11 protein-coding genes are annotated in these 16,079 nt (G+C 47.8%); 3 read left to right on the top strand and 8 right to left on the bottom strand.

Features of this window, described 5'->3' with window-relative positions:
* The first annotated feature begins 191 nt into the window (after positions 1–191).
* The gene (locus AC5SLM_RS10615; protein ID WP_495250933.1) at positions 192–1,100 is read left to right on the top strand and encodes a LysR substrate-binding domain-containing protein; all 909 of its coding nucleotides are present in this window, start codon (positions 192–194) and stop codon (positions 1,098–1,100) included.
* On the opposite strand, the gene AC5SLM_RS10610 is transcribed toward AC5SLM_RS10615, so the two are convergent.
* Genes AC5SLM_RS10610 through AC5SLM_RS10595 form a run of 4 tightly spaced genes read right to left on the bottom strand, consistent with a single transcriptional unit; the run spans position 1,087 to position 4,826 of the window.
* Positions 1,087–1,548 carry a hypothetical protein gene (locus AC5SLM_RS10610; protein WP_495250932.1) on the bottom strand — a complete coding sequence of 154 codons (462 nt, stop codon included), beginning with the start codon at positions 1,546–1,548 and terminating at the stop codon, positions 1,087–1,089. The genes AC5SLM_RS10615 and AC5SLM_RS10610 overlap by 14 nt on opposite strands.
* Positions 1,529–3,271 (bottom strand): M3 family oligoendopeptidase, encoded by a 1,743-nt coding sequence (locus tag AC5SLM_RS10605; protein ID WP_495250931.1) that lies wholly within the window; start codon positions 3,269–3,271, stop codon positions 1,529–1,531. Before AC5SLM_RS10605 ends, AC5SLM_RS10610 begins: the two co-directional genes overlap by 20 nt.
* A 12-nt stretch (positions 3,272–3,283) precedes the next feature.
* Positions 3,284–3,856: an aminotransferase class IV gene (locus AC5SLM_RS10600; RefSeq protein ID WP_495250930.1), complete on the bottom strand. Its 573-nt coding sequence runs from the start codon at positions 3,854–3,856 to the stop codon at positions 3,284–3,286.
* The gene (locus AC5SLM_RS10595) at positions 3,840–4,826 is read right to left on the bottom strand and encodes an aminodeoxychorismate synthase component I (protein ID WP_495250929.1); all 987 of its coding nucleotides are present in this window, start codon (positions 4,824–4,826) and stop codon (positions 3,840–3,842) included. Before AC5SLM_RS10595 ends, AC5SLM_RS10600 begins: the two co-directional genes overlap by 17 nt.
* Before the next feature lie 105 nt (positions 4,827–4,931).
* Between AC5SLM_RS10595 and AC5SLM_RS10590 the strand changes: the two genes are divergently transcribed.
* Together AC5SLM_RS10590 and AC5SLM_RS10585 are read left to right on the top strand one after the other, a co-directional pair.
* Entirely contained in the window at positions 4,932–8,063 is a 3,132-nt protein-coding gene (locus AC5SLM_RS10590; RefSeq protein ID WP_495250928.1) for an efflux RND transporter permease subunit, read from the top strand.
* The gene (locus tag AC5SLM_RS10585; RefSeq protein ID WP_495250927.1) at positions 8,060–8,497 is read left to right on the top strand and encodes a glycine zipper 2TM domain-containing protein; all 438 of its coding nucleotides are present in this window, start codon (positions 8,060–8,062) and stop codon (positions 8,495–8,497) included. Before AC5SLM_RS10590 ends, AC5SLM_RS10585 begins: the two co-directional genes overlap by 4 nt.
* Here the strand turns inward: AC5SLM_RS10585 and AC5SLM_RS10580 are convergent.
* From AC5SLM_RS10580 to AC5SLM_RS10565, 4 genes are read right to left on the bottom strand one after another with little or no spacing between them, the layout of a single operon-like run.
* The gene (locus AC5SLM_RS10580; RefSeq protein WP_495250926.1) at positions 8,494–10,830 is read right to left on the bottom strand and encodes an HD domain-containing phosphohydrolase; all 2,337 of its coding nucleotides are present in this window, start codon (positions 10,828–10,830) and stop codon (positions 8,494–8,496) included. The two genes, AC5SLM_RS10585 and AC5SLM_RS10580, sit on opposite strands and share 4 nt — an antisense overlap.
* Before the next feature lies 1 nt (position 10,831).
* Entirely contained in the window at positions 10,832–13,036 is a 2,205-nt protein-coding gene (locus AC5SLM_RS10575) for a CHASE2 domain-containing protein (RefSeq protein WP_495250925.1), read from the bottom strand.
* Between the two features lie 3 nt (positions 13,037–13,039).
* On the bottom strand, positions 13,040–14,341 hold the full coding sequence (locus tag AC5SLM_RS10570) for a surface lipoprotein assembly modifier (protein ID WP_495250924.1): 1,302 nt from the start codon (positions 14,339–14,341) through the stop codon (positions 13,040–13,042).
* Entirely contained in the window at positions 14,341–15,993 is a 1,653-nt protein-coding gene (locus AC5SLM_RS10565; protein WP_495250923.1) for a FecR family protein, read from the bottom strand. The genes AC5SLM_RS10570 and AC5SLM_RS10565 overlap by 1 nt, the downstream gene beginning before the upstream one ends.
* Between the last annotated feature and the right edge of the window lie 86 nt (positions 15,994–16,079).

Raw genomic sequence — 16,079 nt, 5'->3', positions numbered from 1 at the left:
CGCCCCTTTTTTAGGCGTTTTCACTCGCGGTGCCTTCTCGCATTGCGCCCACAGGCGTTTACGGGTTTCATAAAAAGAAAAAAGCGTATTATGAGGTTGTTTATATTATCAATCTTAGTTATAATGTCCATCGCATTCTCCGAACTTACTAGGCACCGTTGCCTTGAAAATTACACCCTGTAAGGATTAAAATGTTAAGAGATTTTACAAAAATCGAAACGTTTTTGGCTGTAGTAAAAGAAAAAAGTTTTTCCAAAGCCTCCAAGAAACTCGGCATTAGCCAACCTGCGGTGACCCAACAAATCAAACTTTTAGAAGAGTACATGGAAGCTGCCATCGTAGACCGAAAAAAGAATGGCATCAAGCTCACCAAAGAAGGGGAAGAACTCTATCGGATTGCTCAAAAGCTTGAAAAGCATATCCTCAGCGCCGAAAAAGAGTTGATGCGTGTCATCGGCAAGCAACTCACCTTTGTGATTGGCGCGTCCTTTACTATTGGAAATTATATTTTGCCTGATTTTATCGGGAACATTAAAGATGTCATCAATAACGATGTCATGATTAAAGTAGATGATTCAACGGTGATTCTTGAAAAATTGCTCGAAAAGAAGATTGACGTGGCACTCATCGAACATCCGCTTCAAGAAGAAGGGGTGGCGTTTCGGGAGTGGATAGAAGACGAATTGGTCTTGATTTCTAAAAGCCCGCTTCCAAAGCTTGTTAAAAAAGAGGAGCTTTACAGCTACGACTGGATTTGCCGTGAAGAAGAATCTTTGACGCGGAAAATCATCACCGAAGCCTTTCATGGCATCGGCGTGGATTGCCAACACTTTAACCTTAAAAGCATCGTCACCACCTCAACGGCTGCAAAACAAATGGTGTTAAAATCCTCCGACCAAGGCACCCCAACAGTCTCTATTGTTTCCAAACACATTGTTGAACACGAAGTGGAAAACGGGCAACTTCACATTGCGCGCGTCAAAGGCCTTAAGCTCACCCGCCCTCTTTTTCTTGCCCACCTTAAAGAGCGTAAAAACGACCCTTTTGTTGACAGTGTGTGCACTTACATCATGGGCAAGAAAAGCCTTAAGGCTTTTTAAAGAGTTTTTCGTTTTCGGGGTTAGAGAGTAACGCCACCATGGACTTTTCAACCCCGCCTTTTTCCGCCATCCCCGCCGTTACTTCATTTTCTTTGGGAATGGAGAGGTTGATAAGAACAGGCGTTTCCTCGATGACCACTTGTAAAATAGCGCTCAGGGGAACGTGCACCACGGAGCCCGTATTTTCCTTCCCAAACCCTGCTTCAAACACCAAGGTTTGTTCATCCACCCGTGCGCTCTCGTAGGTGTAACCCGCCAACACAAACATGGTGATGGGTTTAAAATGTTGGGTGATGTGCGCGGGCAAAGGGGGATCAAAATCCACCTCTGCAATGTTGGTCAAAATAGAAAAATGAACCCCTTCTTGAAACAACAATTCTAGCGTTTCGTGGATATGTACCCGCATTAAGCGGACAAAAATCTCATTTTCAAGAAATTCTTGAAGCATCAACACCTCCCTTAAACTCTCGAACAAGTGCTTCCACCTCTCCAAGTCCAATCTGCCAAAAGGCCTCATCGTCAATATCAAACCCAAAAAGCGCCACAAGCTCCCGTGGACTCTTGCTTCCTCCCGCGCTCAAAAACTCCCCATAACGGGAGATAAAATCTTTACATGTACCCCGTTTATACAGCCCGTACAAGGCCAACACGAGCAATTGCCCGTAGCTATACGCGTAGCAATAAAAAGGCGTATGGATAAAATGAGGAATGTAACTCCACCACATTTCATACTGCTTCGTCAGGGTAACACTTGGCCCAAACATCTTAGCACTTTCTTCGTTCCAGTAGCGGTTAAAGGTTTCCAAAGAAAGCTCACCCTCGTGCGCATGAACGCGCCGTTCAAAGGTTGTGAAATTGATTTGGCGGTACAAGGTCGCAAAAATATCTTCGATTTTCCCCGCCAAGAGTTGCTGTTTTTTCTCCCCGCTTAAGCCCTCTTTGATGGCATCAAAGACCAACATTTCGGCAAACACAGAAGCGGTTTCGGAGGTGGTTAATGGCGTATCACCGTTTAAATACCCCACACCATTGGAAAGAAACTGGTGAATCGCGTGGCCCATTTCATGGGCCAAGGTAAACACATCACGCCGTTTGTCGGTGTGGTTTAAAAGCACGTAAGGGTGTGCTTCAGGGGTAGCAGGATGGGAAAAAGCACCCCCACGCTTGCCTTTTTGAGGGTACACATCCACCCATCCTTGAGTAAAAGCATCCTTAGCAATCTGGGCAAACCGCGGAGAGAAACGCTCAAACGCATCTAGTACAATCGCGCACGCATCCTCGTACGTATAGGTTTCATCTTCGCCCCCTAGTGGCGCGTAACGGTCATAATCGTACAAGGTTTCATACCCCAACAAAACCCGCTTGGTCTCGTAGTACTCTTGCACCAAATCAAACCGCGCTTGGGTTGCATCAATCAAGGCATCCACGCTTTTTTGAGAAATTTTATTGTCTTTGTGGCGTGGTTCTTCAGGGGTTTGATACGCCCGCAATTCACATTCTGTGGCGTGGTCTTGCTTAATCATGTTAAAAATATACGCCAAAAGCGGTTGGTGAGGCTTTAGGCCTTTGCTTAGTGCTGTAGCCGCTTTGTGGCGCACGTCACGGCTAGGGTCATGGAGCAAGCTTAGCACCTTTTCTTCGGAAAGTTTTTTACCCTCGTACACAAACTGTAACCGGCTAAAATGCTCATCAAACAACCGCGAAAACGCCGAGGCGGAGGTGGTAGATTTTTTGAGTAAAATACGCTCTTCTTTTTGGCTTAACTGATGGGGTTTGGCCTCTTGGAGGGATTCCAAATAGTACGCATAAGGTTTTGCATGTTCAATAAACTGACGTTGGGTATTTTTTGGTAGGCGGTTAAATTCCAACTCAAAAAAGAGGATTTTCTCATGCACCAAGGTGGTCGCTTGTTGGTATTTGGCTAAAAATCCGCCCTCGTTGGCATCTTTTGCAAAGCGCAAAAACGCGTAGGTCATCACACGACCAAGGAGTTCCAAAATACTCTCATACGCCCGAAGTGATTCTAAAAAATCTGAAGCACGAATGTTTTTGAGGTTTCCCTTCATGAGGGCTTCAAAACTCTGCGCACGCTCTGAAGCTTCCTTTAACGCTTTGTCTGCTTCTGTTTCATTCGTAAATAGGGCGTCTAGGCACCACTGGGTACAACTCATAACCTTCCTTTGTTAAAACACTATCGCGTTTGTATCGTATTCTTGCCATTCAAGCAAAGCGTTCATTATAGCAAATTTCTCCGCATTTCTTAAATCTTGTATCTCCAAAGGGGCTTCACGCATTCTTCCCTCTTTAAGCCACCGCGCACGCGCCGTTCCTTTCAAAAGAGGCTCTTGGGGCGTTAGCCATACCCCTTTGTGACGCAGGGCGATATTGGCAATGGACGTATCGGTTAATCGCCCCTTACATGTAAAGAGGATTTCATCGGCATTAGCCGCGTCTTTGGCCGCGTCTATCCACTCCCGTTGCAGGTATTTATAAGGGTAGGTTTGAGAGGTTTCGACCACTTTAAAGGAGCGAAATTCTCGGGGTACCAAAGGGGCATACACCACCGAAAGAAGGGTGTTGGCGTAAGTAATCTTGCACCGGCACGTCCCTAAGGGTGCGTCAATGCACGTGGCCAAATCAAGCCGTGTTTCTACCCCAAAAAGGGCTTTAGACGTTGCCCAAAAACGCGCATTATGAAAGTCTACATGTAAGGGTTTTCCCTCGCGAATCAGCAGGGTTTCAAAGCAAGGGGACATAGATTTTATCAACCATTTCTTGGTATTCTTTGCAAGCATCGCTCAGTAAGGTAATGCCGCCGCCACTTTTATACACATGCCCTTCGCCTTCTTTTTCCACAAAACGAATCATCACCGCCGAATCCACCCCATGCCCATCATACACCCCAAAAATACCCGTAAAATACCCACGCGCATACCCCTCTACTTCTGCAATAATCTCCACTGTTTTTTTCTTGGGTGTTCCCGTAATCGACCCTGCAGGAAGCAAACTCCCCAAGAGCGACCCAAGGGTTTCGTGCCAATTTTTGGGCAGTGCGCCACAAATATGGGAACTGGCTTGTAGCAGTCTTTTCCCGCCTGCTTCGATCTCCTCAAGGTAACGAAACCGCTTGACATGAACGCGTGAAGCAACCAAAGAAAGGTCGTTGCGCAACAAATCCACCACCATGACGTGTTCTGCCTTTTCTTTTTCATCCTCAAGCAACTGGGCACGCGCACGGGGCACACTCGCGTCTATCGTCCCTTTCATGGGAAAGGTGTGAATCGCATCTTGTGTAATCTTCACAAACCGTTCGGGAGAGAAACAGACAAATTGGTCTTTTAGCAAACACCGAAAGGGGGCATTTGAGGCGTAAAAAAGGTGTTCTAAGACCAAAGGGGTTTCTAAAATACTCTTACATGTAAGGTTTAATAAATACGTATTTCCGCTGCGAATCTCTTCTTGAACCCGCGTGTGCATCGCGTCATAGGCCGCAAAAGGGATGGGTTTTTTCGCCAACTGCGAGGGAAGGGTAAGCTCTTGGGGAGGGGGAGGAGCAAAACCACGTCCCTCCAAGGCGTACCACACCACACCACTTGGCGCACTCAGCGGTTCGATATGCCACGTACGTTGGTCAAAGCTCACCATGAAAAAACACGGTTTTTTTGCGGCGCCGTAGGTATTGAGTGTTTGTTCAAAAGAGGGGTTTTGCTCTTTACATGTAAGCACGCAATCCCCTTTGTGTGTTTGGTGGATTCTAACACAACCCCCCTTACATTTTGTTAACACATCTTTGCTATAATCCCCACTCATCTTAACCCAAAGCGACCCTGCATGTTTGAAAAATTTGTCCGTTTTTTCATCGAAAACTCACGTCTAAATTACACCTTTTTTGTGCTCATTTGCGTGGTTGGCATCTGGTCATACAACAAAACTCCCAAAGAAATTTTTCCCTCTTTTGAACTGGATGTGGTGCGCATTAGCGGTTCTTATTCGGGCACAAGCATCGACATCCTTGACAACATCGTCGTGCGCGAGATAGAAGATGAGGTTAAAAGCATTGAAGGGGTAAAAGAGATGACCACGGTTGTCTCCCCAGGCAGTTTTTCCATCATTTTAGAACTTCAAAAAGGTACGGACAAATACCACACTTCTGACAAAGTCAAAGATGCTATTGACGCGGTAAAAAGTAATTTTCCCAGCGACATGGATGACCCACGCGTTAGCATCGCTTCCACCAATCAACGCGTCGCTCGGGTCTCACTGGCTTCTACGACCCTTTCGCGGGGCGATATCATCGAAGCGGCCAAAGACATCAAATCAAAGCTCCTTACCATCCCTGATATCTCCGACATCAGTATTTATGGCGACTCCGATTTGTACTTTAACGTGCGCCTTAACACATCCAAAATCCACAGCTACGGGCTTACCAAAGAAGGGGTTATCGCCGCGCTCTCCAACATTTCGTACATTTTTCCCATCGGCAAAATCGAAGACTCCACCAAGCACGCCTTTCTCTCGACTTACAACGGTCAAAAAACCGCCGAATTGATGGAAAAAACACGCATTAGCGTCGAAGGAAAGCGCCTTTTTCTTTCCGATATTGCCTATGTCGAAAGACGCCACGAAGACGCCTCAACCCTTGCTTCTTTCAATGGCAACAACTCCATCACCCTCTCCCTTGACCAACTCGACACGGGCGATGCCTTGCAAATCGTTGCCGAACTCAAAAAACGCCTTGTCGTGCTTGAGGGTGAGTACAAAGACCTTATCTTTACCCTCCATGATGACCGAAGCGACCGCGTCCGCGACCGTCTCAATATCGTTATCTCCAACATTCTCCTTGCTATTTTGCTTGTGGGAGGCATGATTGCCTTGCTCATTAACCGTCGCGTCGCGCTCATCGTCACTATCGGAATCCCCACATCTTTTGTCATGGCGGCGGTCTATTTTTACCTCTTTGGCTTTACCATCAACATGATTTCCCTCACAGGCGTGCTCATAGCCCTTGGCATCGTGGTGGATGATGCTATCGTCGTAGCTGAGGCTATCCAACAGCGCATTGAGGCAGGTGTTCCGCCCCGTATTGCCGCAGTAGAGGGGGTTAAGGAAGTAGCAACCCCTATCTTTTTTGCTTCGTTGACCACCTTGTTTGCTTTTATTCCTGCACTCATGATTTCAGGCACACTGGGCATGACCATCAAGCTCATTCCCATTGCCCTTTCGGCACTGTTGGTTGCTTCTTTGGTAGAGTCTTACCTCTTTTTGCCTATTCATGCGGCCGATGCGCTCTCGCCCAATGCCAAGGTGCTTTCTTGGGAAAAAGCCAATCGCATTTACCAAAACCTCATCCATTTTGTCATGCGGTGGCGCAAAAGCTTTATCGGGCTCTTTTTTGTGGTGGTACCCTTGCTGATTTACCTGCAAATTGCCGATGCAAAATTCCAAATGTTTCCCCGCTTTGATGCAAGCACCACAGCTATCAACATCAAAGCCGATGTGAACACCAAAATCGAAGAGTCTTTTGCTATGGTCCAAGAAATTGAGCGCGACCTCATGAAAAAGAAAGGAGATTTTCATATCTCAAGCATTTCAAGTGTGGCTGGCTATCGGCTTGATGCGGACCGAAACCGTGAAAATTACCCCTATGTCATGAGCATGACCATTGAGCTTGACAAGCTAAAACCTATGAACGTCATCGACAAATACATTACCCCTTATTTGAGTTTTTACTATGACCCCGAAGGGCGCACAAGGGAGCTCTCTTCGGGGAAAATCTCCCAGCAAATTCGCCAATTTATCGAACAGCAAAACTACAAAGAGCGCTTTAACCTCAAAGAGATTGCTGTGGCAGAGAGTCGGGTTGGGCCCATTCGCTCCGATGTTAAAATCGGTATCATTTCCAACAATAATGCGCTCGTCCTTGAAGCCATCGACACCCTCAAGCGCGCCATTTTAGAAGTGGGAGGCGTGACAGATTTGGCTGATTCTATTACCCTTGGTGCGGATGAAATTAAACTCAAAGTTACCCCTTATGGCGAACAACTCGGCGTGAGTGAAGGGCTTATTGGAAAAACCCTTTCCAACCTTTACCTCTCCCGCAAAGTTGCTACAGCCTTGGACGATGACCATTTGCTAGAAATCAAAATCGAAAGCGCCACTAAGGATGATTTTTCCCTTTTGGAGATGACCAACATCACCTTACCTGATGGCAGAACCGTACGGCTTAGGGATGTTGTAGAGTTTCAAGTCAACACCTCCTTTGAAAAAGTCCTCAAAGACTTTGGCGAACGCACCTTTTTTGTGTATGCCACCCTAGACCGCGGGCAAATTTTGGCCACCGAAATGCTCGCGCGCATTAAACCTGTCACCGACGAATTGGCCCAAACCCCAGGAATGAGCTTAAGATTTTTTGGGGAAAAACAGCGCAATGATGAGTTGCGTGAAGACATGACAGCCGCCACCTTGCTTGCCCTCACACTCATTATGCTCTCCATGCTCTTTATGTTTAATTCCTTTAAAGACACCTTCATCGTCATGTCGGTTATTCCTTTTTCACTCCTTGGGGTCTTGGGCGGGCACACCATTATGGGCATGACCCTTTCCATGACTTCCCTCATTGGCGCCCTTGGTCTTGCGGGCGTTGTCATTAATAATGGTATCATTATGATGACGTACATTCGCCAAAGCCGCAATATGGAAGAATTGTTCGTTCAAGCCACCAAACGCTTGCGCCCCATTGTGCTTACTTCTTTAACGACGCTCATTGGGCTTGCTAGTCTTATTTTCTTCCCCACAGGGCAAGCAGTTATCTTTCAACCCCTTGCTGTAGCCCTTGGATTTGGGCTTGCGTGGGGAACGGTACTCAATTTGCTCTATGTTCCAGCCCTGTATGCGCTGCTGCATCGCCGACGCTTTGCAAGCTATACAGGAGAAGAAATTCAACAACCAAAGGAGATTGCATGAAACTTGTTTTAACAACATTAGCATTAGGTTCTGTCTTAGTTTTTTCGGGGTGCACCCCCGCAACGCACAGTGCGCAAAGCGTAGGACAGATTGAACAGGTCCATTACGGGCGTGTGGTGAGTGTACGCGGCGTTACTATTAGCGATTCTGGCGCAGGTACATTAGGAGGCGCTGTTGTGGGTGGCTTAGCAGGAAGCACCATTGGGAGCGGGCGAGGCAATACCCTTGCCATCGTTGGCGGCGCACTTGCAGGCGGTGCTGTGGGCAGCCAGATGAACCAATCCGCAGGCCAAGAGTTGACCATCTTGCTTCAAAGCGGCGAAGAAATCGTTACCGTGGTGAGCAATAAAACCACCGCCTTTTCCTTTCGCGCTGGCGATGAAGTAGCTGTGCGCATTCGCAACGGCCAAATCACCGCTATTAACGTACGCTAAAGCCCTTCAAAATCCACCTTCACCTCATCGATAAGATGAGCGGGGAGGTGGAGCTTTGCATACTCAAGATACAATCCCGAACTGTAAAAAAACTTTACGAGCTCCTTATCAAGGCCCTCGTCTTTTGCCATAAAATATAAAATCTTCATGGCATCTGAGAGGGTATTTGCTTTTTTGTACGGTCTGTCCGCCGCTGTTAGCGCTTCAAAAATATCCGCGATAGCCAAGAGACGCGCTTCAAAGCTAATCGCCTCGCCCTTTAAACCTTGGGGATACCCTTTGCCGTTGATTTTTTCGTGGTGGTTAGCCGAAATTTGTGGCACTTCTTTGTACTTTTTAGGGAAAGGGAGTTGCGTGAGAATGTCTAGGGTGATTTTTGCATGGTGGTTGATAATATCCCGCTCTTCTTGGGTCAACGTCCCTTTTTGCACACTCAAATGTTCCGCCTCTTGGGGCGTCAATACCACAAACCCTTGCTCTCCTACCTTAAAAGGCTCTTTTGCCAATTGCCAAATCGCTTCAACTTGGGCATCAGGAACAAATTCCGCCCCAAGGTTTGCCTGCTCCAAGCGCGTTACAATCTCTTTGCATGTTTGGATTTTTTCCTCTTTTTCCTCTGAAGAAATTTCCCCCTTAAGGCAAGCAATCTCGCAGTGAAGCTGTATGTTTTTAATCCGCTCCCTCACCAAGGCGATACGGTCAAAAATGCCTTCAAGTTTTGTTGCCTTATCAAGTACATACTCAGGCGTAGCTAGCTTGCCAATATCGTGCATCAGTGCGGCAAAATGAAGCTCTTTAAACCCTTGGTGGGTGTAGGTTTTTGAAGAAAAAACCTGTGTGTCTTGATGCACCTTTTTGGCAAACATCATGCTAATCTCTACCATGCGTTCAATGTGCCCCGCCGTATGGGGAGATTTCATCTTGATGGCGTAAATAATGCTCTTTAAAAACCCTTCCAACAACGCTTCTAAATCTTCAATCAGCATCGTATTAGTAAGGGCAACCGCCGCTTGCGAAGCCAAAGACAATCCAACCTGCGAATCCTCTTCACTAAACACACCGCCCTCTTCTTGTTGGTGCTTGTTAAGCAGTTGCAACACCCCAATAATCTCCCCCTCGTGGTTTCTAAGGGGAAGTACCAACATGGAACGGGAGCGGTACCCTGTGTTCGCATCAAACCGCTTCGTGCCTTCAAAATTAAACCCTTCGGCCTCGTACACATCAGGGATGCAAATAGGTGCACCCTCAAGAGCGCACGTTACGGCAACCATGGTCGTATTTGGCGTTCCATCTGCTTGGTACAACGGCAAAGAAGGCCACGTGATGGGGTCACTTAATCCACCCATGCGAATCCCAAGGGAATCCGTTTGAACGACCTTAAACACCAAAGCCTGCTCTTGCAAAAGGTACAGCGTCCCTGCGTCGGCACGGGTAATCTTTTTTGCCTCTTCTACAATCATTTCCAAGAGCGCATCAATCTGGTTTTGCGCCGAAAGTGCCACACCAATGCGGTTTAAACGCTTCACCTTGTCGGCCATCTCCTCTTGGGGAATCAGCGCTCCTGTAGCATACGCGATAACTTCGTTGCCCTTCAAAATGGCTTCAATGGGAAAAGAAGTAAGCTCTTTTTCCACCTCCAATGCATACGAAGGTTTCAGATGGTACACGTAACACAACAGATTCTCGCGTGTGAGTTTTTCCAATCCCCGTGCCAACACACGCGGAGAAAAGTGTTTGCTTGCGCGCGCCACCTTTTCAAGGGCATCAGGAAAGGAAACATCTACAATAAACGCCCTTACATGTAAGGCTTCGTTTAAGTACGTCCAAAGCCCTTCGTGGTCAGTCGTGTCGCTGGTAAAAAAAATCCCTTGGCCATCCTTGGTCACTTCATACCCGCAACAAGGCACCGTATGGTTTGCCAAAATAGGCTTTAGCGCGTACCCTTCCACCACATACACTTCATTGGGCTCAATAGGCACAAATTCCACCGCTGGAGCTTGGGTTTGGACCAACTCCAAGGAGCTAAAATCTGGCCAAATCTCCCAGTTAAACAGGTGCGTTTTAATGGCCTCTAGGGTTTTTTGGAGGCCGTAAAATCGCAAGGGTTTGGTGCGTTTGGCAAAAAAATTATCCACCAAAAACGCCCCGTCAATAAGGTGGTCCAAGTGGGAATGGGTAAAGAAAATATGGTCTACATGTAAGGCTTCCTCACCCAACGCTTCCAAAATATTGCCCGCGTCAATAACAATGTGCTTAGACACTTGCAAACACGTTGCCGCCATTCCTTTGCCACTACGCCCACCGTGAGCTCCTAAAATGCGTAGACCGTCCATGCTATCCCTTTGTTTTGTGTTCAAAAATACCATCAAATACCCCCTCGGGAGGGTGGGCTAGAAGGTGTTCACAGCGCTGAGCGTAAAGGGCATAGACCACAGGATTCATGCTCAAAGCTCCATGGGTTTCAAAGAGAACTTTCGCACGTGCAAAGGCACTCTTATGGTACAACGCCACTGCTTCATGAAAGAGCGCCAATTCTTCTTCAAGTGCTTGAGGCGTACATGTAAACAAATATTCCCCCGCGACCCCTGCTTTAAAATCATGCACTTGCCAAATCTCTACCGCTTCTTTTTTACCCTTCACTCGCACCTTGTCCAAATAACGCAAATAATACTCTTTTTGCAAGCGTTCTTTGGTAAAGTGGGAGATTTGGCAGGTCGCGCCATAATACTTACACAACGATTCAATGCGCGCACCAAGGTTTACCGCGTCCCCGATGGCGGTGTAATCACTCCGTGAGCTTGAACCCATCTCGCCCACAATGGCCATGCCCGAATTAATACCAATCCCAATAGCCAAAGGCTCAATGCCCTTCTCTCGCGTCATCTTCACGCACGCCTCAAACCGAGGGTCTTGCTTGATTTTTTCATTTAACCCTTTAAGGGCATGGAGTTGCATCAACGCGGCACTTACGGCCACATCCCCATGGTTTGGCACGGTGTTAGGAGCGTTCCAGTACGCCATAATGGCATCTCCCATAAATTTATCAACCGTGCCTTGGTGCTTGACAATAATGTCTGTCATGGGGTCCATCAGCGCGTTCATAAATTCAATGAGCACTTTGGGGCTAGGCATGGATTCGGAGATGGTGGTAAAATTGCGCACATCGGAGAAAAAGACCGTAATGTCCCGCTCGTGCGCGGCGAACACATCTCCCTCGTTTTTGATGAGGTCTTCCATAACTGCCGAGGAAACCTTGGCGGCAAATTTCTTTTTAATCTGCTCTTTTTGACGCCCTTCCAAGTAATGATTAAGCCCAAGCCCCAACAACAGCAACACCCCAAAAACACCAACAGGAAGTACAGTGGAGAGCATAATTCCCTCTTTGGCTAACAGCCAAAAGTGCATTCCGCCAAGGCTAGCTAGCACAAACGCCGATCCTACAAATGTCACCAACGCACTGGGCTGGATGAGCAATACAAACCCTGCCAACGCCACTCCTGCAAAGGTAAGTAAATCCACCCCTTGTGACCAGGAGGGTTTTGCAAAAAAACCACCGTTGAGGAGATTGTCTATGGCGTTGGCATGCACCTCAACGCCAGGAAACACACTCTCAAGCGGAGTCGAACGCAAATCCAGCAATCCTGCCGCCGAGGTTCCCACCAATACAACCGCCCCCTCAATCCCTTCCACTTTCCCTTCAATAACATCAAGGGCACTGATGTAGCGGTAAGTAAAAGAGGGTCCATGAAACCCCACCATCATGCGTCCATGCGCATCGGTGATAATCGCCCGCTCCCCTAGTCCAATACCCACGATCCCTTGGTCATCGTACTGCACTTCGATGCGCTGAACCCCCAAAGCCAAACGCACCATTTCCACACTTAAGGCAGGGTAGAGTAAGCCCTCGTATTCCATTACTAAAGGAATACTGCGCACCACCCCATCCATATCGGGAATGGTATTAAAATAGCCCGAAGCATACGCCGCTTCCTCAATAGCAGGAAGGTTTAAAATAGCCCGATAAGGGCGAAAAAGGCTTACATGTAAAGGTTTGTTACGCTCAATAATCAAAGCAGTTTGTTTGGGCGTCCCCTGAGGGTCAATCCCATCAGGACTCATGGCAAAAACATACCCTGGCACCGTTGGCGTATTGGCAACTGCGTGGGCTAAAATGTCATCATAATCGGGCACATTTTCATGGCTCAGTCCCAACTTCGTAAGAACCCGCGCAGGTGAACTTGCATCCGGCTCGGCAAAGACAATATCTAACCCAATGATGCCAGCCCCACCACGAGTGAGGTTGTGAAGCAACTGCGCAACACTATCGCGGCTCCATGGCCATTGCCCCAAGGCCTTAAGGCTCCGCTCGTCAATATCAACAATGACAATGCGCGTATCGTGCGCCTTGGGGCCACGCAGTTGAAGCATGATGTCATTGACCTTCATCTCAAAAGGTTCCAACACCCCCATGCGCCACACTGCGAAAAATCCCGCCATCACGCACAAGGTCATCACCCCGTGAAGCAGGATTTTCCGCATTCTTTAAAAGCCCCATGCTATACTGGCGGTTGTTGTCACTTTGTCATAGTCAAAAGGGGCATGGTTAGAGTGATTATCCACGTAGCTTACATGTATACTCACCCCCAAGTCCTTAGAAAGCGCACGGCTTAAGCGCAAACCAAACTCATCCCGTCTGTCTTTGCGCTTGGTTGAAAAAATCGCGTCCGTATCGCTGTAGTGTGTTCGAGTTTGTAAATAACTCAACGTACCTTGGATTTTATAACCTAGTGCCTTGGAAACTTCCACGCCATAACGCCATTTGTCTGCGTCCACGTCGGTACGCTCACTGTACACTTCGTCATCTTTTGTATACCCTGCGCGCAACGCAACCATCCAAGGGTTTTGGGGCGCAAACACTTTCCGCAACGTAGCGTTTAAATGGTGCCCTTTGGTGTCTAGGTGTTTGTTTTGGCTGTAATAAGAACGGCGAAAGTTATATTCACCCTCAAGTTGCAAGGTCGGGTCAATCAAATACGACCCCTTCATCCCAACACTCGGCGCGCCAAGGTAGCCTTTTCCGTCTATGTAGACTTTATCAAACCCCACAGGAAGCCCGATGCTATAGCGTCCTTCTTTGAAAGTAGGCGCCGTATTTAGAGAAAAAAGAGCAAGGTTATTTTCCGTGGTATGGCGGTGAAGCTTGCTGTAAAACACCCCACTTTGCTCCATACTCCACCCGCCACGAAGGCCCATGTCGTAGCTGTGGTTCAGTGCTGCGATACCAAAGGCAAAGGAGTCACTTTTCTTTTTGGTCCCTTCAAGAGAAAGACCACCAAAGGAAGGGATAAGAAACTCTTTTTTGCCAATGTCGTTGTTGATATTGGTATCGTACCCCAATCCCGCAACCACCGAGCCACTCACGCGGTGTTTTGCCATCGCCCCATCTACATGGGCTTTAAAGGCAACGACTACTTCGCGGATATTGTTTGGCAACGTCGCCCCAAGCACGCGCTCTAACTCCGTACTTGCCAGTTCCAACTGTCCCCCTTCAAAGTAAACCCGCGCCATTTCAAGGCGGGTTCTAGCATGGGAAGGGTCTAACATCAGCACGCGCTCAAAAGCCGCCAAGGCTTCATCATACCGCTTGGTCTCAAGAGCACTGCGCCCCAAGAGAAAGTTTAACTCCGCATTGGCAGGGTCTTGCTCCACCAAGGAAACATATGCTTCGTACGCTTGGCCAAATTGGTTCGCTTTGTATAACGCTTCTGCTTCTTCAAGCGTCACCCCCTGGGCACCACACACTGTCCATACCGTCACTGCGGCTACACTTAAAAACCGTTTCATTAGCGCACCGCCTTAAAGACACCAATAGCGGTTTTTTCATCCGCTGTTGCTTTAAAAGCACCACCAAGGGCTTGGGCTTCGTCGCCATAAAATTTGCCAGAGATATTAGACATACCATCATCCACAACGGTGTTGTTGATTTTTATTTCCCCTGTTGCCGTAAATACACCACCAGCAATGCCATCAAGAGTTAGCTCATCAAACCGCCACACCTCAGGAGTGTTTCCGTTGGTTTGAAATTGAATGTAGCTTTGTGCTTGCAATGAGGAATTTCCTCCCCCAAAATCAAAGGCAAGCAATACTGCGTTGTTGGTAACTGCATCGATACCCGCATAGGTATTCGCACCGCTGTCATACACATAGCCAATGCTTTTACCCGTGTATGTATACGACGTAACATGCGTCATGTCTGCAACCCTATCGCCTATGTGCGTTGCAGCATCTCCAGCATCCAATCCTGCGACCCAAAAATTCAGAACAGGACTAGCGTGCGCATGCCCATCTACTTGCCAATACCCCCATGAGACATACTCGTTTGTCTGGGTGTTTTCTGATTGAAGCCACAGGTCAGAGTAATCATCAACCCCCAAAATACTAAAGCGGTTAAGATCAACATAGCTCATGGTCTGTTGGCTTGGTGATTTTTGAAGCAAAACTCCTTCAGAATAAACATAGATAAACGAGTCGCTATCAACTTCAAACTCACGCATATATAGCTCAAATGTCCCATTGTGCCAAAATGCACCAGAACTTAGCGAAGTAGCAAATCCTTCAAGCACAACTCCATCCTCAGGAGCTGGGGCATCGGCCGCCAAAGACACTGTCCAATAAGCAGGCTGTGCATACGTCATGGAAATGGGTTGACACTTAGGCGATGTTCCCACAAAACCAGCCCCGCAAGAAGAACCTCCAAGAAGCGCCTCAAGCACCTCTTGTTGTTTTTGACTATCAAGGGCGGCTTGGGCTAAAGGAGGAGGGGAACTTTGGAGTGGAGGGGAACTTTGGAGTGGAGGAGCACTTTGAGGCGGAGGAGAATCTTGTCCTCCTTGAGGCGCACCTTCCTCATTTTTCTCATCAATCGTGTCCATGTCTTGAGGGGTAATGCCTTGTGGCGGTGTTGGGTCTTGGCTTGGATATACCCGTGTAAAGCTTCCCGCTGGCACATCTTCACTCGCGCCCGTATCCAAAGAAGTTACTCGAATTTTTCCCCGCAAACACGCAATCATATCACCCCCACTTCCCGTGCGTCCCTTGATGTGCGTTCCGCGAATCCCGATGGTCGCCGTTTTGGTTTGAATCGAAAAATTCTGCGGCGCAACTTTTCCAATCTTCCCCGTAATCACCCCAAAGGTTCCTTGAGCAATCCCAAACTTTGCCTGAGGTGCAACCGCGTCATTGAGGTAGGCATCGATACTAAAATTCGTATTTTTTCCCAATGAAACAATCGTGTCATCCTTAAAGCGCATCTGCACTTGAGCGCCCTCTCCTGTGCGCACCTCGTCTTTTTCCAAAAGCGCCATACCAGACAAAGCAGTAAGCGTCTGCGTGTCCCGAAGAATACGCGCCTCTCCCACCGCCAAAGTTATCTCACCCACCGCTCCATGGAGCAACGTTAGCACCCCTAGCAGCATCCAAACTGCAATACCCCGCATGGTAATCCTTTTTGTAAAAATTGTGTTTTTTACATCATATTATCCTATCTCTTAAATTTTCCCCTCTAAAACTTTATTTTAAGGTA

The sequence above is a fragment of the Sulfurospirillum sp. HTRB-L1 genome (assembly GCF_059415125.1).
This window is presented reverse-complemented; position numbering and strand designations above follow the sequence as displayed.

Bases quoted from the DNA above. Each gene is read 5' to 3' on its own strand.
- AC5SLM_RS10615 (WP_495250933.1), top strand. From the start codon at position 192: ATGTTAAGAGATTTTACAAAAATCGAAACGTTTTTGGCTGTAGTAAAA.
- AC5SLM_RS10610 (WP_495250932.1), bottom strand. From the start codon at position 1,548: ATGCTTCAAGAATTTCTTGAAAATGAGATTTTTGTCCGCTTAATGCGG.
- AC5SLM_RS10605 (WP_495250931.1), bottom strand. From the start codon at position 3,271: ATGAGTTGTACCCAGTGGTGCCTAGACGCCCTATTTACGAATGAAACA.
- AC5SLM_RS10600 (WP_495250930.1), bottom strand. From the start codon at position 3,856: ATGTCCCCTTGCTTTGAAACCCTGCTGATTCGCGAGGGAAAACCCTTA.
- AC5SLM_RS10590 (WP_495250928.1), top strand. From the start codon at position 4,932: ATGTTTGAAAAATTTGTCCGTTTTTTCATCGAAAACTCACGTCTAAAT.
- AC5SLM_RS10585 (WP_495250927.1), top strand. From the start codon at position 8,060: ATGAAACTTGTTTTAACAACATTAGCATTAGGTTCTGTCTTAGTTTTT.
- AC5SLM_RS10580 (WP_495250926.1), bottom strand. From the start codon at position 10,830: ATGGACGGTCTACGCATTTTAGGAGCTCACGGTGGGCGTAGTGGCAAA.
- AC5SLM_RS10575 (WP_495250925.1), bottom strand. From the start codon at position 13,036: ATGCGGAAAATCCTGCTTCACGGGGTGATGACCTTGTGCGTGATGGCG.
- AC5SLM_RS10570 (WP_495250924.1), bottom strand. From the start codon at position 14,341: ATGAAACGGTTTTTAAGTGTAGCCGCAGTGACGGTATGGACAGTGTGT.
- AC5SLM_RS10565 (WP_495250923.1), bottom strand. From the start codon at position 15,993: ATGCGGGGTATTGCAGTTTGGATGCTGCTAGGGGTGCTAACGTTGCTC.